A 25,885-nucleotide genomic window follows, 5' to 3' on the forward strand; every position below is an offset into this window, starting at 1 on the left:
TTTCCATGTTATAAAGGAGTCAATTCATGCCCAGCAACTTTATCGACACCGCTACCATCTGGCTGCACGCAGGCAAGGGCGGCGACGGCGCGGTGAGCTTCCACCGTGAAAAATTCGTCGCAGCCGGCGGCCCGGACGGCGGCGACGGCGGCCGCGGCGGCGACATCGTCTTTGTGGCCGACGATAACCTTTCCACCCTGATGGATTTCCGCTACAAGCGCAAATACAACGCCGCCGACGGCGAAAACGGCCGCGGTGCCCGCCAGAAAGGCCGGGACGCCGAGGACCTGGTCATCCGGGTCCCCCGGGGCACCGTGCTCAAGGAGGCCGAAAGCGGCCTGGTAGTGGCCGACCTTTCCGGCTCCGAGCCGGTGGTGGTGGCCAAGGGCGGCCGCGGCGGCTGGGGCAATGCCCGGTTTGCCACCCCCACCCGTCAGATTCCCCGCTTCGCCAAACCCGGCCTGCCCGGGGAGGACCTGCACCTGCGCCTGGAGCTCAAGGTCATTGCCGACGTGGGCCTGATCGGCTTCCCCAATGTGGGCAAGTCCACCCTGATCAGCGTCATCAGCGCGGCCAAACCCAAGATCGCCAACTACCATTTCACCACCCTGACCCCGGTGCTGGGTGTGGTGCGGGTGGCCGACGAGCAGAGCTTCGTCTGTGCCGACATTCCCGGCCTCATCGAAGGTGCCGCCGAGGGTGTGGGCCTGGGCCACGATTTCCTGCGCCATGTGGAGCGCTGCCGCCTGCTGCTGCATGTGGTGGACGTGTCCGGCTGCGAGGGCCGGGACCCCAAGGCGGACTTTGAGCAGATCAACCATGAACTGGCCAACTTCAGCGCCGAGCTGGCCCAGCGTCCCCAGATCGTCCTGGGCAACAAGTGCGATGTGGCCACCCCCGAGCAGATCGAGGAGTTCCGCCAGTTCATCGAGGCCAAGGGCCTGACCTTCCTGCCCATCTCCGCCGCCACCCGCCAGGGCATCGACAACCTGCCCAAGCTGGTATATGCCCGCCTGCAGGAACTGCCCCCGGTGAAGGTCTTTGAGCCGGAGTACGTCCGTCCCGACAAGAGCGCCGAGCCCAAGCGGCCCTTCACGGTGGAAAAGACCGGCGAACACGAGTTCACGGTGGATGCCCCCTGGCTGGAGCGCATCCTGGCCGGCACCAACGTGGAGGATTACGAAAGCCTGCAGTATTTCCAGACCCAGCTGGGGGATTCCGGCATTCTGGATGAACTGGTCCGCCAGAACGTGCAGGAGGACGACACCATCAAGATCGGCGAATATGAATTCGACTATGTATTCTGAGGTGTGGTATGCTGCCTGAATCTGTACCGGAAATCGATATCAAGGAAATGTCCCCCCTGGCTCTGGCCTTTGTGGGGGATGCGGTGCTGGAACTGCTGGTCCGCAGCCGCCTGGTGGGCACCACCCGGCTGCAGCCGGGACGCCTGCACAGCGTAGCCACCCAGTATGTGTCCGCCCGGGCCCAGTTCCGGGAACTGGCCGCCCTGGAACCTCTGCTCACCGAGCAGGAAGCCGCTGTGCTGCGCCGGGGCAAGAACGCCAGCAAAGCCACCGTGGCCAAGCATGCCACCGCCCAGGAATACCGGGCCTCCACCGGTCTGGAATGCCTGTTGGGCTGGCTGTACCTGCAGGGGCAGAACGACCGTGTCGCCCAGCTGTTTGAGGTGCTGTGGCAGGCGGGCGGCCCCGAAACATCGTCTCAGCAGGGGTAACCGCAAAACGCAGCGCTGCGAGCCATTCAAAATCAAAAAGAGCTGCCCCGGCAGCTCTCTTATGTAACCGGGCGGGGCCTGCCCCCGCCCTCGGAACGCGCCGCCGGAACTTACTTCTTGTTCTGGCTGCCGGTCTTGTTCTGACCGTTGGTGGTCTTCTGCATGCCGGTCATCTTCTGGGTGCTCTTCTTGTTGGTGGTGTTCTGGGTATTCTGGGTGGTCTGGTTGGTGCAGTCTTTCATGTTGCGTGCCATAGTGGTTTGCTCCTTTCGTTTTTGACGGGGGCCGCGTTCCGGTCCCTTGCCATAAGTCTGCCCTGCTGCATGCCGTTTATGCAGCCGGGCCTTTCCTTTTTCAGGAGGTGAAACACGGTTGTTTTCTTTTCCCGCCGCCTTTGAGGCCCGCGAACGGGCGCTGCTGGGCAGCCGGTTTACGGAACTGCTGACCTATGCGACCCCCACCCCGGCCCGGGGCATCACGGTCAACGGACTGCGCTGCGCCCCCGACGTGGTGGCGGCCGGTGCCGGACTGCCCCTAGCGCCCTCCGCTTTCTGCACGGCGGCCTTTACCCTGACCGACCCTGACCTGCGCCCCGGCCGCCATCCCTGGCACCATGCGGGGGTCTTGTATGTGCAGGAACCCAGCGCCGCCGCTCCGGCCGCCCTGCTGGAAGTGCACCCCGGCCATAAGGTACTGGATATGTGTGCCGCCCCAGGGGGCAAAAGCAGCCAGCTGGCCGCCGCCCTGCAGGGCCAGGGGCTGCTGGTGGCCAACGAGTACGATTCCGCCCGGGCGGAGATTCTGCGCCAGAATCTGGAGCGGATGGGGGTGTCCAACGCGGTGGTCCTCAACGAGGATACCTCCCGTCTGGCCGCCGCCTTTCCGGCCTTCTTCGACCGGGTTCTGGTGGATGCGCCCTGTTCCGGGGAAGGCATGTTCCGCAAGGAAGCCGCTGCAGCCGGACAGAACAGTCAGGCCCTCATCGAGCACTGCGCCGCCCTGGGCGGGGAAATCCTGGACAACGCGGCCGCCCTGCTGGCGCCGGGTGGAATTCTGGTGTTCTCCACCTGCACCTTTGCCCCGGAGGAGGACGAAGGCCAGGTGGCCCACTTCCTGCAGCGCCACCCTGAATTTACCCTGTGTGATCTCAGCGGCTGCGGTTTCGGCCGCCCCGGGGAACCCAACCGGGCGGGGTACGATTTCGGCGCCGAAAAGTGCCGCCGGATCTGGCCAGCCGACGGGGGCGAAGGGCACTTCATGGCCAAGCTGCAGAAGTCGGCGGATGCCGAACCGGCCCCGTCCACAGAACCTGCCCGCAAAAAGGGCAGGGGAGACCGCAGGGGAGGTCCCGCCAAAGTTCCGGCGGAGTGGGCTGACTTTGCCCGTGCCCTTTTCCCGGAACTGGCCGACCGGCCGGTGCAGACGGTGGGGGACTGGCTTGTTCTCCCGCCGGGAACATCCCTGCCGCCCCACAAACTGCGCACCCTGCGCGCGGGGGTCCCGGCCGGCAAGGTGCTGAAAAAGCGGTTTGAGCCCTCCCACGCCCTGTTCATGGCCTGGGGAACATCCTGCCGCAACCGGGAAGAGCTGACCCTGGACGACCCGCGCACCGCCGCATGGCTGCGGGGAGAGGAGATCGAGGCCCGGACCGCTGCCAACGGCTGGTGCGCCGTGCTGGTGGACGGCTTCCCCCTGGGCGGGGGCAAGGTCAGCGGCGGCCGCATCAAGAATCACTACCCCAAAGGGCTGCGAAACCTGGGCTGAACAGCCGGAACTTGAAAAATTCGCCAAAACGTGGTATAATTTACTGTCCATGTACAACAGGCCCTGCGCCGGTTTAACCGCCGACGTCCGGCCCACACTATATATTAGGGGGATCATCCATGTCCGGACATAGCAAATGGAACAACATCAAACGCAAGAAGGAAAAGACCGACGGCGCCCGCGCCAAGGTGTTCACCAAGATCGGCCGCGAAATCAGCGTTGCCGTTAAGGAAGGCGGCGCCGATCCGGCTTCCAACGGCAAGCTGGCCGCCCTGATCTCCAAGGCCAAGGCCAACAACGTGCCCAACGACAACATCCAGCGCATCATCAAGCGCGCCGAGGGCGGCGACAAGACCGAGTATGAAGCCATGACCTATGAGGGCTACGGCCCCGGCGGCATCGCCGTTATGGTGGATACCCTCACCGACAACCGCAACCGCACCGCGGCCAACATGCGCCATTACTTCGACAAGTTCGGCGGCAACCTGGGCCAGATGGGCTGCGTTGGCTTCCTGTTCAGCCAGAAGGGCGTCATCGTCGTGGACCTGGAAGACAAAGACCCCGACACTCTGATGATGGATGCTCTGGACGCCGGTGCCGATGACTTTGATGCCGGCGAAGATGCCGCCGAAGTCACCACCACCCCCGAAGCCTTCACCGCCGTCTGCGACGCTCTGAAAGCCAAGGGTTACGAATTCATCTCCGCCGATGTGGCGCAGGTGCCTTCCACCTCCACCGCCCTGTCCGATGCCGACCAGCTGACCAACATGGGCAAGCTGCTGGACGCTCTGGAAGAGGACGACGACGTGCAGAACGTCTGGCACAACCTGGAGAACGAGGACGACCTGCCCTGACCTTGCAAGGGGGACGTTATGACCAAGATTCTTTGCCCTTTCTGCCTGGAACCGCTGGAAGACGGATTTCACGGGGACTGTCCCCACTGCGGGCGCAGCCTGGAAAACCATAATCCGGAAGGTGCGCTGCCTCTGGGCACGCAGCTGGGCGAACGGTACACGGTAGGGGAGTACCTCAGCGCCGATGGCGACGGTCTGGCCTACCGCGGTGTGGAAAATGAGACCCGCCGTTTTGTGCTGATCAAAGAATACTTTCCCGTCACCCTCTGCAACGGGCGCAGCCCGGAAGGGGCCCTGATGCCCAAGGAAGGGCGCGAGGTCCTGTTCAAGACCAGCCGGATGGATTTTCAGGATCTGTATGTGGACCTGAAAAACCTGACCCCGGCCACCGGCCTGTCCCAGATCCTGGACGTGCTGGAAGAAAACAACACCGTTTACGCGGTGGAAGAAAATGAGAAAGGGATGACCCTGACCCATTATCTTTCCCTGCGCTCCCGGAACCTGACTCCCTCCGAGGCCCGCACCCTTCTGCAGCCGGTGATGGAAGGGGTCATCCAGCTGCACAAGGCGGGGCTCATCCATCGGGGCATCTGCCCGGACAACATCCTGCTGCCCATTGATGGTTCCGCCCGCCTCACCGGCTACGGTACCCTGGCCCTGCGCACCGGCGGCAGTGAGCTGAAAAGTCAGCTTTACGCCGGGTATGCGGCGCCGGAGCAGTACAGCGCGGCGGAGTTTTCCGGCCGTTACACCGATGTGTATGCCCTGGCGGCGGTGACCTACCGCCTGGTCACGGGGCAGACGCCGGTGGCGGCCCCCCAGCGCAAGGTGCGGGACAGCCTGGAAAGCGCCCACAGCCTGGAAAACGGTGTGCCCACCTACTTTGCCCAGGTGCTGGCTTGTGCCATGCGCCTGGATCCCGCCAAGCGGATGCAGACGGTGCCCGAACTCATGAGTGCCCTCACCGACCCCAGCGTGGCCAATGCCATGTTTGAGCGGGGAGACAACCAGATCTCCACCAAGAAGATTCTGGGGGCCTCCATGGTGGTCATCTTTGTGCTGGCGGGGCTGCTTTTGTGGAGCTTGCTGGCCCCCAGGGGCTCGGAAGAGCAGACAGCCAAACCCACCCCCACACCGGCCTCTGCCGCAGGAGCGGGGGAGGCAAGCAGCAGTGACAGCAGCGACAACAGTGATCTGCTGATCGTGCCCGACCTGGTGGGCAAGAACTATGCCACCGAGATCAAGAACAGTGATCTGTATCAGAAATACCGCATTGTGATGACGGAGGACTACTCCTCCGAGGTGGAGGAAGGCTGTGTCATCAGCCAGGATCCTCTGGCCGGAACCCTGCAGACCGAGGAAACACCCATCATCCAGATCGTGGTCAGCAAGGGCCCCAACCTGGTGGAGATGCCCAACATTGTGGGCTTCACCCAGGACAACGCCATCAAACTGCTGGACGCCAAGGGAATCCAGTACCGCATGGAGATCATGGCCAATGACGGCCAGTACGCCGCCGGCTGTGTGGCCAAATGTGAGCTGGACGGCCAGAACCTGGAGCCGGGCCGCAAGCTGGATACCGGAAACGCCATCGTCACGGTGTATATCGCCGGGGAACGGGATGACAGTCCCACCGTGTCGGTGCAGCCGGCAGGGGACCCGGATGCGGCTTCCGCCGCACCGTCGCCCACACCCGCTGCCTGACAGACCATCGGATATAACAAAAACCCGCCGCGAAGCAGCTGCTTCGCGGCGGGTTTTTCACTTAATTGTGCGCTTCGGTGGAAAACCGGAGCAACCGTTGTCAATTAGTCGCTGACGTAGGGCATCAGAGCCATATGACGGGCGCGCTTGATAGCAACGGTCAGTTCGCGCTGATGGAAAGCGCAGGTGCCGGTGACACGGCGGGGAATGATCTTGGCGCGCTCAGTGACGTACTTGCGCAGGCGCGGCAGATCCTTGTAATCGATGTGATCGATGCGATCGACGCAGAAGCTGCACACCTTGCGGCGGCCGCGATGCATCGGGCGGGAAGAACGATCCATAGCCATGGTCTTAACCTCCTTATAGAATGATACGATTCAATGATCAGAAGGGCAGATCTCCCTCATCCTCGATCAGCGAAAAATCATCGTTGCTGCCGGCCGAATAGGCAGGTGCAGCGGGCTGAGCGGCGGGACGGGAATACTCTGCCGGGGCGGGCGCGGACATTGCAGGCGCGCCCATGCCGGGGCCGGGGTTCTGGGATTTCGGGCCGGTGAAATTCACATTGTTGGCCACGATCTCAACAGCCTGCCGGTTGTTGCCGTTCTTGTCCTGATAGCTGCGGGTCTGCAGACGGCCGTCCACGGCGATCAGGGAACCCTTCTGGAAGTAACGGCAGACAAATTCCGCCGTACGGTCCCAGGCGACCACATCCAGGAAATCCGCCTGACTCTGGCCATTGGGGTCACGACGACCGCGGTCACAGGCAATGCGGAACGAGGCCACATTCTTGCCGGTGGTCGTCTGGCGCAGCTGCGGGTCAGCCACAAGGCGGCCCATGATTGCAACAACATTCAGCATGGTGTTAACTCCTTAAAACCTCTCAGGCTTCCTCCGCAATGATGATGGTGCGGAGCACGCCTTCCTTGATCTTGTAGACACGGTCCAGCTCGGCGGGGAAGGACGGGTCGCTGGTGAACTTGATCACCGTGTACACGCCTTCAGTCTCGTCTTCGATGGGATACGCCAGACGGCGCTTGCCCCATTCGTCGACAGAATCGATCGTACCATTCGCCTCGATCAGGGACTTGAACTTGCCCACCAGGGCAGCGCTCGCTTCCTCATCCAGGTTGGAACTGGTAACCAGCATGGTTTCGTACTTAGCCATTATTCTGTACACCTCCTTTTGGACATAGGGCCCCTGCCTTGCGCAGGGGCAAGGATATGTGCCTCTCGGCACAGCAACTTATTTTACCAAATCCGTGCCGAAAAGTCAAGAGGATTTTCACCGTTTATTCGACGGTTTTGAACCCCACGCTCTTCGCAAAGCGCAGGAAAGCGGCCTTGCCTTCCTCATCCTGTTTGAACACACCGGCATTTTCCAGCACATGGCTGAACACCACGCCGATCTCGTTGCGCACAGCGGTGTTGGCGGCCACCGGGGTCATGCTGGTGCCATACTTGGCAATCAGGCTGTCGATCCAGTCGGCATGCACGGCCAGGGGGCTGCCTTCTTCCCGGCTGGTATTGGGGGCGGCCCCGCACAGGATATCGGCAATCATGGCGCTCTGGTCCTTCAGGCGGGCCGGCAGGATGGCCAGACCCATGACCTCGATCAGGCCGATATTTTCCTTTTTGATATTGTGATATTCCTTGTGGGGATGGAAGATGCCGTCGGGATACTCCTCGGTGGTACGGTTGTTGCGCAGGGCCAGATCCAGGATGTAGCCGTCCTGGTCGTCATAGTGCAGGATGGGGGTGACGGTGTTGTGGGGGGTGTCGCCGCTGTGGGACAGGATATCCACGCTGGCATCGCTGTATTCCCTCCAGGCGGTCAGGATGTTGTTGGCAGCGGTCTGCACTTCCTGGGAGCTGCGGCCGATGAGGCGGACGGTGGAAACCGGCCAGTTCAGGATGCCGGCGCGCACGCCGGTATAGCGGGGATCCTGCAGCGGGGTGGCGATGCCGGCCTTCTGCATGGGGAAGACATACCGTCCGCCCTGGAAGTGGGAGTGGCTCAGGATGCTGCCGCCCACGATGGGAAGGTCGGCGTTGGAGCCGCAGGTGTAGTGGGGGAACTGGCTCACAAAGTCAAAGATCTGGGCCAGGGTACGGCGGTCCATTTCCATGGGCTTGTGCTCATCATGCAGGATGATGCAGTGCTCGTGGAAGTAAGCGTAGGGGCTGTACTGCAGGTAGAATTCCTCTCCGGCCAGATGCACCGGCACGATGCGGTGGGTCTGCCGTGCGGGGAAGTTGATGCGGCCGGCATAGCCGATGTTCTCCTTGCACAGCATGCACTTGGGGTAACTGGCAGCGGGCTGCAGCCGCTCCATGGCAATGACCTTGGGGTCTTTTTCCGGCTTGGTCAGGTTGATGGTGATCTCCAGCTCGCCATACGGCGTCTTGGTGTTCCACTGGATGTTCTTGGCGATCTGGGCGGTGCGGATGTAGTTGGACACCACACACAGATCATAGAACCAATCGGTGGCGGCTTCGGGGCCCCGCTTGGCATACAGCTTGCGGAACTTGCGCAGGATCTCGCTTTCCCGGGGCATCATGGCGCCCATCAGGCGGGTCTCGAAGTTGATGCGGTATTGGGGCACGTCGTTGTCAAACAGCTGTTTGGCGGCGGCCAGGTCCAGCATATGCTCCAGGATCTCGGTGGGCGTGTCGAAGTTCTCCTTCGGGGGCTTTTCCTCGCAGGGCGCACTCAGCCCCAGCAGGTCCAGCAGGGTGTTGCAGGCCACCAGCATGTCCAGGTCCTTGATCATCTTGTGCTTGCGCCCGAAACGCAGCAGGCGCTCCACATCCAGGGCCAGGGCGGAATCCAGCTCGGCGGCAGTCATTTCGGAAACGGGCTTTTCGGCGATGATGGGTTCATTGTTCGGATTGCTCATACAGACATCCCTCCTGTTTTTACGATACCGCATTTTGCCCTCTCTTTCCATGCCCAGTAATGTCATTGTTTTGTGATTTTCGTTCCTGCGTACCAAAATGCCCCGGCGCAGAAAAAGGCCGGGGCAAAAACAGATGATTTTATTTGTGCAGGTCGCTGAACAGGTCCTTGCGGTAGACACCGGCCTCGATCAGTTTGGCAAAGGACTCCACCACCACCGGCTTGTCCTCCTGATAGGTCACGCCGAACCAACGGTCCTGCGTGGGCAGCACCTTGACGCTGACCTTGCCCTGCTTGAGCAGGCTGTCAATAAAGATGGGCAGCAGGTACTCGGCCTTCATCTCGTTGCCGGCAATGCCGCCGAAGAACTCCACAAACCCCTGGTCCAGCATGGTGACGAACTCGGGGGTCAGGCCCCACATGTTCATGGACACCAGACTGTCCGCATCCACGGCCTTGCCGCCGGCCTGTGCGCCGTCAGCGGTCTTTTCAATGCCGGAAGTCTCATCCACGCCGGTCAGGTAGCCTTCGGCGTTCATGCGGCAGATGCCCCGGGTCACGGCGCCGTTGTCGCTCAGGGTGTTCTTCAGCACAAAACCGGCCATGCACAGGTCACCGGGCTTTTCGGGGGTGTAATTTTCCAGGAAGTCGTGCAGCAGCACAAAAGCCTGCTTGCCGTAGTAGTCATCCGCATTGATGACCGCAAAGGGACCATCCAGCTGGTCTTTGCAGGCCAGCACCGCCTGACCGGTGCCCCAGGGCTTGGTGCGTCCTTCCGGCAGGGTCACCCCTTCGGGCAGGGCGTCCAGTTCCTGGAAGGCATACCCCAGCTCCACGCCCAGACCGGCGCAGATGCCCTGGATGCGGTCGCCGATGGCTTCCCGGAAGGCTTCCTCGATGTCGCGGCGGATGATGAAGATGATCTTGTCAAAACCGGCTTCGATGGCATCATGAATGGAATAATCCATGATGATCTCGCCGTTGGGACCCACGGCCGCCAGCTGCTTGATGCCGCCGCCGTAACGGGAGCCGATGCCGGCCGCCATAATGACCAGGGTGGTTTTCATAACAAATTCCTCCATTGTATTTCGGTGCCGCAGCTCGGTACAGGGCCGGCGGCTGTATTACATGCTGAACATGGACATGACCGCGGTGGGGGTGACACCCAGGAACACCAGCAGCCAGGTCAGCGCCAGACACACGATCAGGTACAGGGCCATGGCGGGAATGCTCACGCCGCCGCGCAGCGCCAGCATATCCTGGCGGTCCTGCCCTTCGGGCACACGCTCATAAATGCTGTGGATGCGCTGCATGCAGGTCTTCTTGTACCAGTATCCGGCCCAGGCCCCCCGCACGATCATGACGATCCAGCTCAGGACGGCACATACATTCATGGCGGGGATGATCCAGTCGGAACTCATGCCGCTGACGATGGGGGCATCCGAGATGACCAGCAACGCCATATAGCTGGGAATGGTCACGGCGATGTCCAGCAGGGCGAACAGCACGCCTTCCTTCCACATCTTGCGGTAGAAGAAATAGATGGGACCCAGGAAAAAGGCCGCAAAGGAGAGGCCGAACTTGTGACCGCTCTGTTCCTGGCGGGCAAACTGGATCAGATAATACAGACTGGACGGCCCCACAAAGGTGGCCCAATCCCGGGCCTTGATGCCCTCGACAGGATCATCGGGACCGATCTCCCGCCGGTAAATGCCTTCCGGCCCGGTGGAGTAGGTGTTGATGTGGGGCGGCGCCCCGGCTCCGGAGGAGGGGGCCTCATAGTTGGGATCATCGTAGATGGGCCGATGGGGTTCCTGACCGGAAGTCCCGGCGCTGCGGGGATTTTCCGCACTCTGGGGATGGTCCGGCAGAGGAACGCCGCAATGGCTGCAGAAATGGGTGCCGGCGGGATTGCGGGCACCGCAGTTGGGGCAGGCGGGCTGGCTGTCATCGCCGCCGCCGTCCGGCGCCCATTCAAAACCGGTGCCGTGGCGGGCTGCATTCACGCACACGCCGTCCGCCGGCCAGCAGGCGCGGTGGTAGGGCGTACCGCAGTCCGGACAGACGACAACGTCATCCGTAGGCGCAAAAGGTTTATGGCACACAGGACATGTGCTGCCTGTATAATTGCTCATGGTAGCCTCCGTGATTCATAGGCCGCCTCTGGCGGCTGTTAACAGAAATCATTATACACCATGCCGGTGGGGAAAGCAAAGAATTTTCCGTGAACAATGCGCAAAGGCCGGCCCTTTACAAGGCCGGTTTTTTCGTTTATACTTATCCTGTATAACTATCATAAACTTAGGGGTATTGATATATGATCACCATTGACGAACTGAAATCCAAACTGGGCAGTTTCCAGACCGCCGTGAACGACCTGCGGGATGCCCTGTCCATTGAAGCCAGTGAAAAGCGTCTGGCCGAGCTGGAACACCAGATGACCATGCCCGGTTTCTTTGACGATCAGGCCCGCAGCCAGAAGGTCTATTCCGAGATGGGCGAGCTGAAGAACAAGCTGGAACGCTTCCGCAAACTGTCCACCCAGTATGAGGAGGCGGGCACCCTGCTGGAAATGATCGAGGAGGAGAACGATCCTTCCCTCATTGCGGAAGGGGAGGAAGCCGTCAACGGGGTGGAAAAGGCCATCGATGAGCTGCAGCTCATGACCATGCTCAACGGCGAATACGACCACAACAACGCCATTCTCACCTTCCATGCCGGCACCGGCGGCACCGAAGCCCAGGACTGGGCGGAGATGCTCTACCGCATGTATACCCGCTGGGCCGAAGCACACGGGTACTCGGTGGAGGTACTGGACGTGCTGGACGGGGACGAGGCCGGCATCAAGAGTGCTTCCATGATGGTCAAGGGCGCCAACGCCTACGGCATGCTCAAGAGCGAGAACGGCGTCCATCGTCTGGTGCGCATCAGCCCCTTTGACGCCAACGCCCGCCGGCAGACCAGCTTTGCCAGCCTGGAAGTCATGCCCGAACTGGACGAAAAGATCCAGATCGAGATCAACCCCAACGATATCGAGATGCAGGTGTTCCGTTCCTCCGGCGCCGGCGGCCAGCACATCAACAAGACCTCTTCCGCCGTCCGTCTGATCCACAAGCCCACCGGCATCGTCACCTCCTGCCAGACCCAGCGCAGCCAGCTGCAGAACCGTGAGTACGCCATGGAGATGATGAAGGCCAAGCTGTATCAGATCGCCCTGCAGCAGCACAAGGACAAGATCGACGACATCAAGGGTGTGCAGAACGAGATCGCCTGGGGTCACCAGATCCGCAGCTATGTCTTCATGCCCTACACCCTGGTCAAGGACCACCGCACCAACTACGAAAGCGGCAACGTGCAGGCCGTCATGGACGGCGACCTGGACGGCTTCATCTATGCCTACCTGAAGGCGGCTTCCCGCGGCGAACTGGAAGAAGTCTGAATCTGAACCACCATGCTCCCGTATGAACGGGAGCATTTTTTGTTTTTGCCGCGTCTTAACCGTCCGGACTTTATTTGTTCACAAAGGCGGTCGTATACTACTGAACACACTTTTTGTATTCCGGTAAAGGAGGTCGTTTCCCTTGGCCAGCTGTCACCCGTCACCCTCTCCGCGCCGTCCGGCAGGGGAGAAGCCCGGACCGGCCCCGGCGGTCCTTTCCCCCAAACCGGACAGAGGCCTGACCGCATCGCAGGCGGCCGAGCGTGCCGCTGCGGGGCTGACCAATCAGGCGCCCCGGAGCAACAGCAAAACCGAAGGGCAGATCCTGCGGGAAAACATCTTTACCTTTTTCAATCTGGTGTTTGTGGTGCTGGCAATCTGCCTGTTTTCGGTGGGGTCCTACCTGAACGCAGGGTTCCTCGGGGTGGTGGTCTGCAATGCGGTCATCGGCATTGTGCAGCAGCTGCGGGCCAAGCGCACCATTGACCGGCTCACCCTTCTTTCTGCCCACAAGGTCCGCTGCGTGCGGGATGGAGAGATATGCCTGCTGCCCTCGGAGCAACTGGTGCGGGATGATATCGTGGAGTTCGTGGCCGGGGAACAGATCTGTGCCGACGCCGTGGTGCGCACCGGTACCGCCCAGGCCAACGAAGCTCTCATCACCGGGGAGGCGGATGCAGTGGACAAGGGCCCCGGGGATGTGCTGCGGTCGGGGTCCTTTCTGCTTTCGGGCCGGTGTCGGGCCCAGCTCACCCATGTGGGGCCGGATAGTTATGCCAACCGTCTGGCAGCGGAAGCCCGTCGGGATCACGCGGTGCCCAAGGGGGAGATGATGCGCTCCCTGGACAAGCTCATCCGGTTCATCGGCATTGCCCTGGTGCCGCTGGGCATCCTGATGTTCCTCAACCAGTTTGCGGCGCTGGACATGACCCTGCGGGATGCGGTGGAGGGGACGGTTGCCTCTTTGGTGGGCATGATCCCCGAAGGACTGTATCTGCTGACCAGTGTGGCCCTGGCGGTGAGCATGATCCGGCTGGCCCGACGCCAGGTGCTGGCGCAGGACATGAATTGTATCGAGACCCTGGCCCGGGTGGATGTGCTCTGCGTGGACAAGACCGGGACCATCACCGAGACGGAGATGGAAGCCGGGGAACCCCAGCTTCTGGAAGAAAGCTGGACCCTGGACCGGGTGGAGACGGTGCTGCGCAGCCTGTATGCCGACACCGAACCGGACAACGATACCGCCCGGGCCCTCAGCCGCCGGTTTGCCGGGGGCGGGGGAGAACGCTGGCCCCGCACCGCCGCGGTGCCTTTCAGCTCGGCTTGGAAATGGAGTGCCGCTGTTTTCCGGGACCACGGAGCCTTTGTGGTGGGGGCGCCTGAGGTGGTGGCCGGCGCCCGGGCCGCGGAGTTGCGGCAGGAGATCCTGCCTTATCTGGAACGGGGCAGCCGGATCCTGCTGCTGGCCGCTTATGATGGCCGCCCCGACCCAAAGACCGGCCTGGACCCGAAAAAACTGCAGTTTCTGGCTCTGCTGCCGGTGTCCAACCGGGTACGGGCGGAAGCGCCCCGGACCTTCCGCTATTTTGCGGAGCAGGGGGTGTCTGTCAAGGTCATCTCGGGGGACAACCCTCTCACGGTCAGCCGGGTGGCCCGACAGGCGGGCATTGCCGGGGCCGATAACTTTGTGGACGCCACCACCCTGCACACCCCGGCGGAACTGGCGGAAGCCGCCGAGCGCTGTACCGTCTTCGGCCGGGTGACCCCTGACCAGAAACGGCAGCTGGTACGGGCCCTGCAGGCGGCAGGACACACCGTGGCCATGACCGGTGACGGCGTCAATGATGTGCTGGCTCTGAAGGATGCGGACTGCGGCATTGCCATGGCCTCCGGCGCCCAGGCAGCCAGCCAGGTGGCGCAGCTGGTGCTGCTGGAATCGGATTTTTCCGGCCTGCCCGCCGTGGTGGCGGAAGGCCGTCGTGTGATCAACAATATCCAGCGCTCCGCGGCGCTGTATCTGGTCAAGAATCTGTTTTCCTTCACTTTTACCCTGGCGGCGCTATGTATCACCCTGCCTTATCCCCTGCAGCCGGTCCAGCTGACCCTCATCGCGGCGGTGACCATCGGCATCCCGTCTTTCGTGCTGGCGCTGGAGCCCAACCATGAACTGGTGCAGGGGCGGTTCCTGCCCAATGTGCTGCGGGCGGCGCTGCCGGGGGGGCTCACGGATCTGATCCTGATTCTGGCATTGGAGGCGGTGGCGGCAGCGGTGGATATGCCTTATGCCATGCTTTCCACCCTGACCACCCTGGTCATGCTGGGCGTGGGATTGGGGGTACTGTGGCGGGTCTGCCGCCCCTTCACGCCCACCCACGCTGCCCTGTGGGCCGGCATGCTGCTGCTGGCCGCTGCCGGGGTGGCGGTGTTCGGGCCGGCCCTGGAACTGGTCCTGCCCGGTCGGCAGGAGTGGCTGCTCCTGCTCCTCTTCTGGGCGGTCACACCTTACCTGCTGCGGCTGCTGACCCGGGCGGTCACCGGTACGTATACCTGGTGGCAGAAACACCGCAGCTGAATCTGGTGCAAAAAATCCCCCGCCGTCCGGATGAAATGACCCCCAAAAGTTAGACAATATTTTCAAATAAAAACTGTTCAAGCAACCGAAAGGGCTTGTTGTCTGTGAATTGCAGGCGGCAGGCCCTTTAGCTTTGTCTTAATACGTCGGTTATTGTAGTAATCCAGATAGTCAATGAGTTCTTGTTTGAAGTGCCGCATGGACTGGAACTTTTGTAGATAGAGCAATTCGCTCTTGAGCAGACCGAAGAAGTTTTCCGCCACTGCATTGTCCAAACAGTTTCCCTTGCGGCTCATGCTTTGCCGGATGCCCTTTGCTTTAAGCATCCTCCGGTACTGCTTGTGCTGGTATTGCCAGCCCTGGTCGGAGTGAAGAATCAGTCTGGTTCCATCCGGTATGGTTTCAAAGGCTTTGGCAAGCATCTTCGTTACCATGCTTAAAACCGGACGGTCAGAGATAGCGTAGCTTACCAAATACCCATTGTGCAGGTCCAAGATTGGAGAAAGATAGAGCTTCTGGCCGAACAGGCTGAACTCTGTCACGTCAGTAACCCACTTCTGGTTTGGCATTTCCGCATGGAAGTCTCTGTTCAGCAGATTAGGGGCGATCTTGCCCACTTCTCCTTTGTAAGAGCGATACTTCTTGGGTCTGACACGGCAAACCAATCCCAGATCTTTCATGAGTCGCTGCACCGTCTTGTGGTTCAAATGTATACCGTTCTTGTGTAGTGCTGCGGTAATGCGCCGGTATCCATACCGCCCTTTGTTTTCGTGGTAAATGGAGGAAATCTCCGCTTTTGCTTCTTCGTATTTATCTTCCTTTTGCATCCGCTTCAGATGGTAGTAGAAAGTGGCACGAGGCAGTTGAGCGATTTCGAGCAGCTGGGACAAAGGATATTTCGGCCTTAGTGTTTGGACTACCTGCATTTTCTGTGCCGGCGTCGCTCTTCCTCCAAAACCAAGGCTTGCAAATTTTTTAGGTATTCGTTCTCCGCGCGCAGTCGCTGGTTCTCGGCAATAAGGTCTTCTTCAACTGTTTTAGACAGCTTCGCAAGCCGGCTTCTTCTTTTGCGCCCTCGACGTTCTATCGCCAATCCTTCCGGCCCTTCTTCAAGATAGATTCGTTCCCAGCGTTCAATAATGCCATGATCATTGATTTTAAACCTTCGCATTACTTCCCGAACACTTAAATGTTCTTCTCGCATTGTCTCCACTACCAGTTGCTTAAATTCCGGTGTGTAGCGTTTGTTTGGTATTCCTTTCGGCATAATAAAGCACCCCACTTGTTATCCAGTATACCATACTGTCTAACAAATGGGGTGCAGTTCAGGAAAGGTCGGCAGGGGATTTTTGTATGTGTTGATTTATTTGGTTCGGTTCAGCCGCTGGTCCACGCCGAAGAACTTGAACATCCGGCAGTTGCCCAGCATCCGGCTGGATACCTTCTCGGTGTAGCGGGCTTCAAAGATGCCCTGGTCGGTAATGTTGGTGGTGTACACGGTGGGACGGTGACAGAGCATCCGGGTGTTGACCAGCTCGTACAGCACGCTGATGGTCAGGGCGGTGATGTGCTCGGTGCCCAGATCGTCCAGAATCAGCAGGTCAGCCTCCTTGCAGGCTTCCAGCCAGCTGTCCTCGCTGTCCCGGTCAAAGTGTTCCCGGCTCAGCTGAGCCGCCAGGGCGGCGCTGCTGGTGTACAGGACATCGAATCCCCGCTCCAGAACGGCATCGGCCACGGCCAATGCCAGATGGGTCTTGCCCAGTCCGGCTCCGCCCATGAACAGCAGATTCTGGCTGTGCGGTCCGAAATTCTCCGCCCAGCGCCGGCAATACTGCAGGACCTTGGCCATGTACTCCCGGGGCGGGCCGCCCAGTTCCGGTTCCACCTCCGCCGGATAGCGGTTTACATCAAAAGTATCAAAGTCACACAGGGCCAGGGGACTGGCGGCGTTGATCTCCTCCCGGCGCAGGGTGCGGGCCACCTGGGCCACGCACCGGCAGGGAGCTCCTTTGTACAGGCCGGTGTCATGACACAGCGGGCAGGAAAATTGGGGCTCCAGGTCGGCGGAGGTCCGCCCCGACTTGCGCAGGACGTTCTCCAGTGCCTGTCCCGCGTCCGCCAGCTTTTTGGCGGCGGATGCGGTATCGGCGCCCCGGGCAGCGGCCATGGCCAGGGCCAGTCCCGCCTGGACACGGGCCTCTTCGGCGGCGGCCAGTTCGGGGCTGGCGGCAAAAGCCGCGCTCCGCATACGTTCGGCGCGGGTCACGGCCTGCTGGCGCCGTCCGGCAATGTGGCGCTGTGCTTCTCGAAACAGTTCGTCCTTGGTGCGCATGGCTTAGTCCTCCGTTTCATCCTCAAACACGGCATTCCAGTTGGCATGGAACAAATCCTTTTTGCCCGGGGCGGGGGCAGCGGGCTTCTGGGTGGTGGCTAGAATGTTGGCACCGGAAAGCTGTCCCTTGCCCCGCACCGCCTGCAGGGTGGTCAGTCCCTGGGACCGCCAGGACCGCAGGATGCCGTCCACATACCGCACGGTCCGGTGTGCCTCGGCGTGCAGGATGGCCTCGGCGATCATCTCTGCGCCAAAGCCCCATTCCTCATACCAGCGGGTGATGGCGGTGCGCTCCCAGCGGGTCAGGCGGGAGGCTTCGGTGCCGAACTGCAGGGCAACTTCGCTCCAGCGGGCGGCGCGTACCGCCTCCTGCTTCAGGAACCGTTCGGCGTCGGCGCCGGTCTCCACCCCCGCCTCCCGCCAGCGGGCCAGTTCCCGGCTCACCGCGGCCACGGTGCACCGGCCCTGCCGTGCCACTTCGGCACAGCAGGTCAGGATCACGTCGGGCAGCCAGCCGTCCTGCAGGTACAGTCCCACCAGACGCTGCATCTCGCTGCGGCTCAGTGCCCGTCCCAGAGCAGCCTGGGCTTCCTGACACAGTACCGCCACATAAGGGTCGTTCAGGGTGGTCAGATCAATGTGGGGCGGTTTGGGGGCTTCCGGCTGGGGCAGGGCGCTGCGGTCACTTTCCAGCAGGCCGGCACCGGCCCAGTACTGCAGGGCCCGTTTGGCGGATTCAATGCTTTTCAGGCCCAGGTCGTGGGCGATGGTGCGCGGGTCCGGTGCGCCGCCGCCGACGAGGTACAGGGCCACCCGCACCGCATCACCGTCTGCCCGGGGCAGATGCTGCCACACCAGGCGAGGCACGGCCACCGTGTCCCCGTTATGTGCCGCCAGCCGATATCCCATGCTTTTTTCCTCCGTCCTTGTTTTTTTGCATCTTACCATTATAGCATCACCCCTGCAGGGTGTAAAGCAAGGCCGGAGGGGACTTGGCAAAACCGACAAAAACAAATGTGAAATCTTGGCGGGTATTTCCGGCGCCCACCGCTTGCGCATGCAGCCAAAAGAATCTACAATAAAAGTAATAACTCCCGCGCGTTGCGGCACATGAGCGCATACCAAAAAGTGGAAAAAGGAGTGATTCCCATGGCCATCAGTCTGGTCAAGCTGCCCACCAAAAAGAAGGACCTTCTGCTGCGCGTGGCAAAGGGCCATTTTGCCACCAGCCACAGCCACATCAACTATTATATCGACGTCACCATGCAGAAGACCCGTCTGTCTGAGGCCCGTGCGGTGGCCCAGGAACTGGTGCGCCACTACACCGCCACCACCATCGTGGACACGGTACTGTGTCTGGATGGTACCGAGGTCATCGGCGCCTGTCTGGCATCCGAACTGACCCGGGGCGGCTATGTGAACATGAATGCGCACCAGACCATCTATGTGGTCAGCCCCGAACATACCAGCGGCAGCCAGCTGCTTTTCCGGGAAAACACTTCCCCCATGATCACCGGCAAACATGTGCTGATCCTGGCGGCTTCGGTCACCACCGGTTACACCGCCCAGGCAGCTGTGGAAGCGGTGGATTATTACGGCGGCATGGTGGCAGGCATCACCTCCATCTTCGCCACGGTCACCGAGTGCTCCGGGTATCCCGTCACCAGCATTTTTGATCCTTCCACCCTGGGTGATTACGAGAGCTACGACTCCCGCAACTGCCCCTGGTGCAAGCAGGGCATCAAGATCGACGCCCTGGTCAACAGCTACGGCTATTCCAGCCTGTAAAAAGCCCATGAGCGGGGCATTTTTGCCCTGATGTCCTTTTCTCTTTTCGCAAAACCCCTGCCGTTGCACCGGCAGGGGTTTTGTGGTATGCTAAGGACAGTGTGCCCGCCTGTTCCGGCAATGGATACGGCGGGCCGGCAAACAGCTGGTTCCGGCCGAACCGGAACAGAAAAGGAGGGCTGCCTGATGCCGGAACAACAGTTCCCGACCTGTGAAATCATGGGGGTGTGGGTGGCTGTCACCGATATGGACGCCACCCTGCGCCTGCTGCGGGACAATCTGGAACGCTGGCGCGGGGAGTATATCTGCGTGGCCAATGTCCACACAACCGTCACCGCCCACCGGGATGAGGAATACCGCAGGGTGCAGAACGGTTCTGCTATGGTATTGCCGGACGGTGGACCTTTGTCCAAGTACAGCCGGACGCACGGGTACCCGCAGGCAAAGCGGGTCACCGGCCCCGATCTGATGCGCCGGGTTCTGGCCGAAAGCGCCAAACACGGCTGGACCCATTACTTCTACGGTTCTACCCCGGAAACGCTGGAAAAACTCGGGGAAGTGCTGGCACAGCGATATCCCGGAGCCAAAGTGGCGGGCATGTACAGCCCGCCCTTCCGTGCCCTGACCCCCGAAGAAGATGAGGCGGATGTGGCCCGCATCAATGCGGCTGCTCCGGATTTTGTCTGGGTGGGTCTTGGTGCGCCCAAGCAGGAGCGCTGGATGGCAGCCCACCACGGTCAGGTTCATGCCTTGATGCTGGGAGTGGGAGCTGCCTTTGATTATGAGGCAGGCAACATCCAAAGGGCTCCCGGCTGGATGCAGCGGCACAATCTGGAGTGGTTCTACCGACTTATGCAGGACCCCCGGCGGTTGTTCGGACGGTATTTTTCCACCAACCTGCGCTTTCTGGCCTGGGCTGCTCGGCAGAAAAAATCATGACGACCAGGGGGAACTCCTGTGGCGAAAAAGGATAAAATTCAATATGTGCTGAACCTGCTGGCCGATGCTGTCAGCCTGCTGGTCAGTGTGGTGGCGGCCTGGCTGATCACTGACAGGGGGCTGCATGTACTTCTGGACTATACCCGTCAGGACTGGGGACAGTTCATTCTGATCCTGATTCTGGCATTTCTGGTGGTGTATGCGGGATTCAACGGTGCGGCGGGCCTTACCCGCCGTGGCTGGAAATCGGAACTGCTGCATTGCCTGCGCAATACGGTGGTAATGGGAGCGGTGCTGGCGGTCTGCCTGTTGCTGACAAAGGCGACCCTTCTGGAATCCCGGTATCTGTATGTGGGGATCCTGTCCGCCAACGCGGTCTGCCTGTATTTCTTTCACACGGCGCTGAAAACCTACCTGAACAAGTATTTTTACAAAGGCTCCCTGGCCACCCTGGTGGGCATCATCACCACCACCGACCGTGCACCCCTGCTGATCCATGACCTCAAACATGACTGGGCCAAAAAACTGCAGGGAGTGGTCCTGCTGGATGTGGAGGAGCCGTCGGGCAGTGTGGATGGCGTGCCGGTGACCGCTGCATATGGGGGCGCTCTGGAATGGATCCGTCATGAACCGTTGGACGAGGTGTACGTCAATGTCCCTTACCAGAGCGGTGACTCTCTGCGTCCGCTTCTCAACGAGATGGAAAGCATGGGGTTGTGCGTGCACCTGAACGTGACGGTGCTGGAACCGTATACCGCTGCGGCCCGCCAGGAAAGCGGATGGCTTCCCAAGCTGCAGACTACGGTGGAAACAGCGGGCGGAGTGCCTTTCGTCACCATTACAGCGGCGGAACACGATTTTGGCGCCATGATCCTCAAACGGGTCATGGACATTGCCGGAGCGCTGGTGGGTCTGGTCATTTCGGTTCCCATCATTGCGGTCACGGCCATTCCCCTCAAGCTGGAAAGTCCCGGCCCTCTCTTTTTCCGCCAAAAGCGGGTCGGCCTCAACGGACGGGTATTTTATATCTATAAACTGCGCAGCATGTACGCGGATGCGGAAAAACGCAAGCAGGAACTGATGAAGCAGAACAAGATGCAGGGCCTGATGTTCAAGATGGATGACGACCCCCGTATCACCAGGGTGGGCAAATTCATCCGCCGCACCTCCATCGATGAGCTGCCCCAGTTCTGGAATATCCTGAAAGGGGATATGAGCCTGGTGGGGACCCGTCCGCCCACGCTGGATGAATATGAGCAGTACGACTCCCATCACAAGCGCCGCCTTTCCATGAAACCGGGCCTGACAGGGCTCTGGCAGGTCAGCGGCCGCAGTGATATCCACAACTTTGAAGAGGTGGTCAAACTGGATGTGACCTATATCGATAACTGGTCTCTGGGCCTGGATATGCGTATCCTGGTCAAGACCATCGGTGTGGTGATCAAGCGCACCGGCGCGGAATAAGAACAGGGCCCTTCGCTCACAGCGGAGGGCTTTTTTGCATCTTGTGTGCCGCGCGGCGGTCCGATATAATAAAACCAGGTGACAGAAGGGGGGCAATCCTGTGATTCGCGTTGCAATTGTGGAGGACGACAAGGCGGTGCAGACCCAACTGGCGGATTATATCCGCCGGTATGAGCGGCAATTCGGCCGCATGTTCGAACTCAGCCTCTTTGATGACGGGGATGAGATCGTATCCGATTACCGTGCGGTGTACGATATCATCCTGCTGGATGTGCAGATGCGCCGCATGGACGGCATGGCCGCTGCCGAGCGCATCCGTCAGATGGACAAGGACGTTCTGCTGATCTTTATTACCAATATGGCACAGTTTGCCATCCGGGGATATGCGGTGGATGCGCTGGATTATGTGCTCAAACCGGTGCCGTATTTCGCCTTTTCCCAACAGCTGCAGAAAGCGGTGGCCCGTCTGCAGGCACGGCAGAAGACGTTTCTCACCGTACCGGTGGAGGGCGGCCTGCGCCGTGTGGATGTGGCCACCCTCTATTACCTGGAAAGCGACGGGCATAAAGTCCGGCTGTACGCAGAGGACGGGGAGCTGACCGCCCCGGGCACCCTGAAAAGTTTTGAGGAAAAGCTGGCGGGCAAACCCTTTGCCCGGTGCAACAGCGGATACCTGGTCAATCTGGCCCAGGTCATGGGTGTGCAGCAGAACCTGGTGCAGGTGGGGCCCTATGAGCTGCAGATCAGCCGTCCCAAGAAGAAGGCGTTCATGGAAGCTCTGACCGACTATATCGGGGGAGGCGTCCGATGATGGCATTGCCGGATATCCCCCGGCTGTACACGGCTCTGGCCGAATGGCTGGCCTGTATGGTGTATGTGCTGGCCCTGCGCCCACGTTTCGGGCGGGGTGCCACCATTCTTATAGATGCAGGATGGCTGCTGGGAATGGGTGTGTTTCTGCAGCTGACCGGTCATGTGGCCATCGTGTGGTGGATTCCCTGTATGGCCGCAGCCGTGGCAGCCATGTATCTTCTTCTGCTTCTGGCCTGTGAGATCCCGGCTCTGGATGCAGGTTATTGCTGTGCCCGGGCCTTTATTCTGGCGGAGTTTGCCGCCAGTCTGGAATGGCAGATCCTCAATCGCCTGTTGGAACACAGGAATTTTCCCAAGCTGATAGATTTGCTGAAAGGCTTTTGGTCGGAGTGACGGGATTCTCCCGCGGACTAACGAACAGTCCACAGGACTGTTCATTGCGCACTGCGGTGCGCCGTCCTGTTCTCATCTCCGTCCCTCGTGCGACAAAAAAAGCTCTCAGCCTGAGCTGAGAGCTTTTTGGTCGGAGTGACGGGATTCGAACCCACGGCCTCTTGGTCCCGAACCAAGCGCGCTACCAACTGCGCTACACCCCGAGAAAAAAACCGCAGCAACTTTGCTGCTGCGGTTTTGCTTTGGTTGGGGATGAGAGGATCGAACTCCCACGGGCGGAGTCAGAGTCCGCTGCACTACCATTATGCGAATCCCCAGTAGGTTTTGTCTGGGCTTGTCTGCCCTCGACGTTTATTTATTATAGCGACTCGAATCCGGTTTGTCAACAGTTTTTTGCAAAAAGTTGCCATGAATTTTGCCGCAGGGGACTTGTCCCGACCTTTGCAGGCGACATAAACACAAAAATGGATGTATCACCAAATTTTTTTGGTGTTGCTGCGCATCGGGGCATTGACAAACGGCCCTTTGGTGGCGTACTCTTAACCTAAAGAACACAGCTGGCGGCGGTAGGCCCGCAAGGGGAGCGCTGCCAAAAAACGGGAGGGTTACACAATGAAAATGCGTGTCGGTATCCTGACATCCGGCGGCGACTGCCCCGGCCTGAACGCCACCATCCGCGGCGTGGCCAAGGCGCTGTATCAGCGCATGGGCGACAATGTGGAGATCATCGGTATCATGAACGGCTACGACGGCCTGATCAACGGCAACTATCGTGTCATGGACCCGTCGGAGTTTTCCGGCATCCTGACGGTGGGCGGTACCATCCTGGGCACCAAGCGCACCCCTTTCAAGATGATGCGCGTGGTGGGCGAGGACAATGTGGACAAGGTCGCCGCCATGAAAAAGACCTACAAGGCGGCCAAGCTGGACTGCCTGCTCTGCCTGGGCGGCAACGGCACCCACAAGACAGCCAACCTCCTGAGCCAGGAGGGGCTGAACATCATCGGTCTGCCCAAGACCATCGACAATGATATCTACGGCACCGATGTGACCTTCGGTTTCCACACCGCCGTGGACATCGCCACCGAAGTCATCGACCGCATCCACACCACCGCCGGCAGCCACAGCCGGGTGATGTGTATCGAGATCATGGGCAACAAGGCCGGCTGGCTGACCCTGTACTCCGGTATTGCGGGCGGCGCCGACATCATCCTGATCCCCGAGCATCCTTATGATATCAAGAAGGTGGCCAATGCCGTGGAGCGCCGCGCCAAGGCCGGCAAGAACTTCTCCATCCTGGCTGTGGCCGAAGGTGCCGTCTCGGTGGACGAAGCCAAGATGAAGCGCAAGGAATGGACTGCCAAGCGCGCTGCCGAAGGCTACACCACCGCCACCAACCGCATTGCCCGCCAGATCGAGCAGATGACCGGTGCCGAGACCCGGATCTGTGTGCCCGGTCACATGCAGCGCGGCGGTTCTCCCTCTGCGTATGACCGTGTGCTGGCCACCCAATTCGGCGCCTACGCTGCCGGTCTGGTGGCGGACGAGCACTACGGCGTGACCGTGGCCATGGTCAACCGCAATGTCACCGCCAACCCGCTTATCGAGATCGCCGGCAAGACCCGCGGCGTGCCGGATGACTGCGCCATGCTCAACGTGGCCCGTTCCATGGGCATCAGCCTGGGCTGATCCCACAAACCCCGCAGCTTCGGCGGCGGACAGTTTTGCATCCTTCGGGGTGCGGCTGTCCGCCGCTTTTTTTGTTCTTTTTTCCGGAATCTCTTGACGAAACACCAAAAAGGTGATATGGTTAATTACACAAGTAATGAACCAATAAACCGGGCTGCGCAGCCGGTACTGGTTCCTGCCTGTTCCAAACAAGAAAGGGGGCGTGATTTTGAAGGGAACGCTCAATGACCAGAGCCTAATCTACCGGCAGATCGCCCAACTGCTGGAGGACGGCATCCTTCGGGGAGAATACCCCGCCGACACCCAGGTGCCCAGCACCAACGAACTGGCCCGGGCCTTCAACATCAATCCCGCCACCGCTGCCAAAGGAATCAACCGCCTGGTGGATGAAGGGCTGTTGTACAAGCGGCGGGGCATCGGGATGTTTGTGGCTCCCGGCGCGGCGGAAGCCCTGCGGCAGAAACGGCGGGAAAATTTCGCCAAGACGCAGGTCAAAGCCTTTGTGCGGGAAGCCAAGCGCCTGGGTCTGACCCAACAAGAACTATACAGCCTGGTCAAAGCCCAGGCACAGGAGGAACAACTGCCATGACCACCATTACAAAAGCACCCGCTCCGCAGCCCTTGCAGGCGGATAAACTCTGCAAGAACTATGGCAAACAGCCCGTTTTGCAGGACCTGGACCTGACGTTTGAACCCGGGCGCATTTACGGGCTCATCGGGCGCAACGGCGCCGGCAAGACCACTCTTTTGGGGATTCTGTCCGGTCAGAACTATGCCACCGGCGGGCGGGCCCTGTACGGCGGCCAGCCGGTGTGGGAGAACAGTGCCGTGCTGGGTAACCTGCATTTCGCCCGGGAGATGTCTGCCGCCAGTGAACTGGCAGGCCTTTCGGTGAAGAATTTTCTGCGGGCTGGCCGCCTGTTCTGCCCCTACTGGGACCAGAATTACGCCGACGAGCTGATCAAGAAGTTTGAACTGCCCAACAAGATGATCAACCGCCTGTCCCGCGGGCAGATGAGCATGGTGTCCATCACGGCGGCGCTGGCCTCCCGGGCACCGGTCACCCTGCTGGACGAGCCCACCGCCGGACTGGATGTGGTGGCACGGGAACGGTTTTACCGCATCCTGCTGGACGAGTACCAGCGCACCGGCCGCACCTTCGTTATCTCCACCCATATCATCGAAGAGGCCGCCTCAGTATTTGAAAAGGTGGTCATCCTGGACGAGGGCAAGGTGGTGGCTGACCAGGACACCGAGGACCTGGTCGCACAGTTCCGCTACATCAGCGGCCCCGCCGCCGAACTGGACGCCGCCCTGGCCGAACGGGGCATCACCCCCCTGCAGACCCAGGTGCTGGGCGGCCACAAGATGGTGGCCGTGCGGGGAGAGGAAGCCCTGTTTGAAGAGCTGGCGGCCCGGGACGGCCTGACGGTGGAAGGCATGAACCTGCAGAACGTGTTCGTGGCCCTGTGCGGCCACGGCGACGAGGAGGGGTGA

The 25,885-nt window shown here is 60.6% G+C and carries 26 protein-coding genes and 2 tRNA genes; 15 read left to right on the plus strand and 13 right to left on the minus strand.

Features of this window, described 5'->3' with window-relative positions; translation table 11 throughout:
• Positions 1–26 precede the first annotated feature (26 nt).
• Positions 27–1,307 carry a GTPase ObgE gene (gene obgE / locus AC127K_RS11875; RefSeq protein ID WP_294539370.1) on the plus strand — a complete coding sequence of 427 codons (1,281 nt, stop codon included), beginning with the start codon at positions 27–29 and terminating at the stop codon, positions 1,305–1,307.
• A gap of 8 nt (positions 1,308–1,315) precedes the next feature.
• Positions 1,316–1,738, plus strand: coding sequence for a Mini-ribonuclease 3 (locus tag AC127K_RS11880; protein WP_294539373.1), 423 nt, complete (start codon positions 1,316–1,318; stop codon positions 1,736–1,738).
• Between the two features lie 110 nt (positions 1,739–1,848).
• Here the strand turns inward: AC127K_RS11880 and AC127K_RS11885 are convergent, their stop codons facing one another.
• On the minus strand, positions 1,849–1,992 hold the full coding sequence (locus tag AC127K_RS11885) for a hypothetical protein (protein WP_294539375.1): 144 nt from the start codon (positions 1,990–1,992) through the stop codon (positions 1,849–1,851).
• Between the two features lie 118 nt (positions 1,993–2,110).
• Between AC127K_RS11885 and AC127K_RS11890 the strand changes: the two genes are divergently transcribed.
• From AC127K_RS11890 to AC127K_RS11900, 3 genes are all read left to right on the plus strand, one after another.
• Positions 2,111–3,502: an RsmB/NOP family class I SAM-dependent RNA methyltransferase gene (locus AC127K_RS11890; protein ID WP_483720771.1), complete on the plus strand. Its 1,392-nt coding sequence runs from the start codon at positions 2,111–2,113 to the stop codon at positions 3,500–3,502.
• Positions 3,503–3,621: 119 nt separating this feature from the next.
• Positions 3,622–4,356 carry a YebC/PmpR family DNA-binding transcriptional regulator gene (locus AC127K_RS11895; protein WP_294539378.1) on the plus strand — a complete coding sequence of 245 codons (735 nt, stop codon included), beginning with the start codon at positions 3,622–3,624 and terminating at the stop codon, positions 4,354–4,356.
• A gap of 18 nt (positions 4,357–4,374) precedes the next feature.
• The gene (locus AC127K_RS11900) at positions 4,375–6,060 is read left to right on the plus strand and encodes a protein kinase domain-containing protein (protein ID WP_483720772.1); all 1,686 of its coding nucleotides are present in this window, start codon (positions 4,375–4,377) and stop codon (positions 6,058–6,060) included.
• Between the two features lie 104 nt (positions 6,061–6,164).
• Here AC127K_RS11900 and rpsR read toward each other — a convergent pair whose 3' ends face one another.
• From rpsR to AC127K_RS11930, 6 genes are all read right to left on the minus strand, one after another.
• The gene (rpsR, locus tag AC127K_RS11905) at positions 6,165–6,407 is read right to left on the minus strand and encodes a 30S ribosomal protein S18 (protein ID WP_204646103.1); all 243 of its coding nucleotides are present in this window, start codon (positions 6,405–6,407) and stop codon (positions 6,165–6,167) included.
• 37 nt (positions 6,408–6,444) lie between these two features.
• Positions 6,445–6,921: a single-stranded DNA-binding protein gene (locus tag AC127K_RS11910; RefSeq protein WP_294539383.1), complete on the minus strand. Its 477-nt coding sequence runs from the start codon at positions 6,919–6,921 to the stop codon at positions 6,445–6,447.
• A 22-nt stretch (positions 6,922–6,943) separates the two neighbouring features.
• Positions 6,944–7,228 carry a 30S ribosomal protein S6 gene (gene rpsF, locus AC127K_RS11915; RefSeq protein WP_483720773.1) on the minus strand — a complete coding sequence of 95 codons (285 nt, stop codon included), beginning with the start codon at positions 7,226–7,228 and terminating at the stop codon, positions 6,944–6,946.
• Between the two features lie 124 nt (positions 7,229–7,352).
• Positions 7,353–8,909, minus strand: a complete 1,557-nt coding sequence (locus AC127K_RS11920) for a UDP-glucose--hexose-1-phosphate uridylyltransferase (protein WP_483722193.1) — start codon at positions 8,907–8,909, stop codon at positions 7,353–7,355.
• Positions 8,910–9,099: 190 nt separating this feature from the next.
• Complete coding sequence (locus AC127K_RS11925) at positions 9,100–10,026, minus strand: nucleotidyltransferase family protein (RefSeq protein ID WP_294539386.1); 927 nt, start codon at positions 10,024–10,026, stop codon at positions 9,100–9,102.
• Between the two features lie 57 nt (positions 10,027–10,083).
• Positions 10,084–11,094 (minus strand): RING finger protein, encoded by a 1,011-nt coding sequence (locus AC127K_RS11930; protein WP_483720774.1) that lies wholly within the window; start codon positions 11,092–11,094, stop codon positions 10,084–10,086.
• 182 nt (positions 11,095–11,276) lie between these two features.
• On the opposite strand from AC127K_RS11930, the gene prfB reads away from it, so the two are divergent.
• Positions 11,277–12,398 (plus strand): peptide chain release factor 2, encoded by a 1,122-nt coding sequence (gene prfB, locus AC127K_RS11935; RefSeq protein WP_294539390.1) that lies wholly within the window; start codon positions 11,277–11,279, stop codon positions 12,396–12,398.
• Between the two features lie 142 nt (positions 12,399–12,540).
• Entirely contained in the window at positions 12,541–14,970 is a 2,430-nt protein-coding gene (locus AC127K_RS11940; RefSeq protein WP_483720775.1) for an HAD-IC family P-type ATPase, read from the plus strand.
• A 77-nt stretch (positions 14,971–15,047) separates the two neighbouring features.
• On the opposite strand, the gene AC127K_RS11945 is transcribed toward AC127K_RS11940, so the two are convergent.
• The 4 genes from AC127K_RS11945 to AC127K_RS11960 all read right to left on the minus strand — a co-directional run bounded on the left by AC127K_RS11945 (position 15,048) and on the right by AC127K_RS11960 (position 18,211).
• Positions 15,048–15,896: an IS3 family transposase gene (locus AC127K_RS11945; protein WP_483720451.1), complete on the minus strand. Its 849-nt coding sequence runs from the start codon at positions 15,894–15,896 to the stop codon at positions 15,048–15,050.
• The gene (locus AC127K_RS11950) at positions 15,887–16,237 is read right to left on the minus strand and encodes a transposase (protein WP_483720450.1); all 351 of its coding nucleotides are present in this window, start codon (positions 16,235–16,237) and stop codon (positions 15,887–15,889) included. The genes AC127K_RS11945 and AC127K_RS11950 overlap by 10 nt, the downstream gene beginning before the upstream one ends.
• A gap of 96 nt (positions 16,238–16,333) precedes the next feature.
• On the minus strand, positions 16,334–17,302 hold the full coding sequence (locus AC127K_RS11955; RefSeq protein WP_294539394.1) for an ATP-binding protein: 969 nt from the start codon (positions 17,300–17,302) through the stop codon (positions 16,334–16,336).
• A 3-nt stretch (positions 17,303–17,305) separates the two neighbouring features.
• Positions 17,306–18,211 (minus strand): DnaD domain-containing protein, encoded by a 906-nt coding sequence (locus AC127K_RS11960; protein WP_483720776.1) that lies wholly within the window; start codon positions 18,209–18,211, stop codon positions 17,306–17,308.
• Between the two features lie 240 nt (positions 18,212–18,451).
• On the opposite strand from AC127K_RS11960, the gene AC127K_RS11965 reads away from it, so the two are divergent.
• The 5 genes from AC127K_RS11965 (at position 18,452) to AC127K_RS11985 (ending at position 22,699) form a co-directional block, all read left to right on the plus strand.
• Positions 18,452–19,090, plus strand: coding sequence for a phosphoribosyltransferase (locus AC127K_RS11965; RefSeq protein ID WP_294539406.1), 639 nt, complete (start codon positions 18,452–18,454; stop codon positions 19,088–19,090).
• Positions 19,091–19,276: 186 nt separating this feature from the next.
• Positions 19,277–20,029, plus strand: a complete 753-nt coding sequence (locus tag AC127K_RS11970) for a WecB/TagA/CpsF family glycosyltransferase (RefSeq protein ID WP_483720777.1) — start codon at positions 19,277–19,279, stop codon at positions 20,027–20,029.
• Positions 20,030–20,047: 18 nt separating this feature from the next.
• A complete protein-coding gene (locus tag AC127K_RS11975) occupies positions 20,048–21,493 on the plus strand; it encodes a sugar transferase (RefSeq protein ID WP_483720778.1) in 1,446 nt (481 codons plus the stop codon).
• Between the two features lie 100 nt (positions 21,494–21,593).
• The gene (locus AC127K_RS11980) at positions 21,594–22,304 is read left to right on the plus strand and encodes a LytR/AlgR family response regulator transcription factor (RefSeq protein ID WP_483720779.1); all 711 of its coding nucleotides are present in this window, start codon (positions 21,594–21,596) and stop codon (positions 22,302–22,304) included.
• On the plus strand, positions 22,301–22,699 hold the full coding sequence (locus AC127K_RS11985; protein WP_483720780.1) for a hypothetical protein: 399 nt from the start codon (positions 22,301–22,303) through the stop codon (positions 22,697–22,699). The genes AC127K_RS11980 and AC127K_RS11985 overlap by 4 nt, the downstream gene beginning before the upstream one ends.
• 127 nt (positions 22,700–22,826) lie before the next feature.
• Here AC127K_RS11985 and AC127K_RS11990 read toward each other — a convergent pair.
• Both AC127K_RS11990 and AC127K_RS11995 read right to left on the minus strand, forming a co-directional pair.
• Positions 22,827–22,902, minus strand: a tRNA-Pro gene (locus tag AC127K_RS11990).
• 40 nt (positions 22,903–22,942) lie between these two features.
• Positions 22,943–23,016: transfer RNA gene (locus tag AC127K_RS11995), tRNA-Gln, on the minus strand.
• Positions 23,017–23,311: 295 nt separating this feature from the next.
• Between AC127K_RS11995 and AC127K_RS12000 the strand changes: the two genes are divergently transcribed.
• From AC127K_RS12000 to AC127K_RS12010, 3 genes are all read left to right on the plus strand, one after another.
• Positions 23,312–24,388, plus strand: coding sequence for a 6-phosphofructokinase (locus tag AC127K_RS12000; RefSeq protein ID WP_294542846.1), 1,077 nt, complete (start codon positions 23,312–23,314; stop codon positions 24,386–24,388).
• Between the two features lie 208 nt (positions 24,389–24,596).
• Positions 24,597–24,977: a GntR family transcriptional regulator gene (locus AC127K_RS12005; RefSeq protein WP_294542847.1), complete on the plus strand. Its 381-nt coding sequence runs from the start codon at positions 24,597–24,599 to the stop codon at positions 24,975–24,977.
• Positions 24,974–25,885: an ABC transporter ATP-binding protein gene (locus AC127K_RS12010; RefSeq protein ID WP_483720781.1), complete on the plus strand. Its 912-nt coding sequence runs from the start codon at positions 24,974–24,976 to the stop codon at positions 25,883–25,885. Before AC127K_RS12005 ends, AC127K_RS12010 begins: the two co-directional genes overlap by 4 nt.

This window comes from Subdoligranulum sp. DSM 23681 (assembly GCF_057005535.1).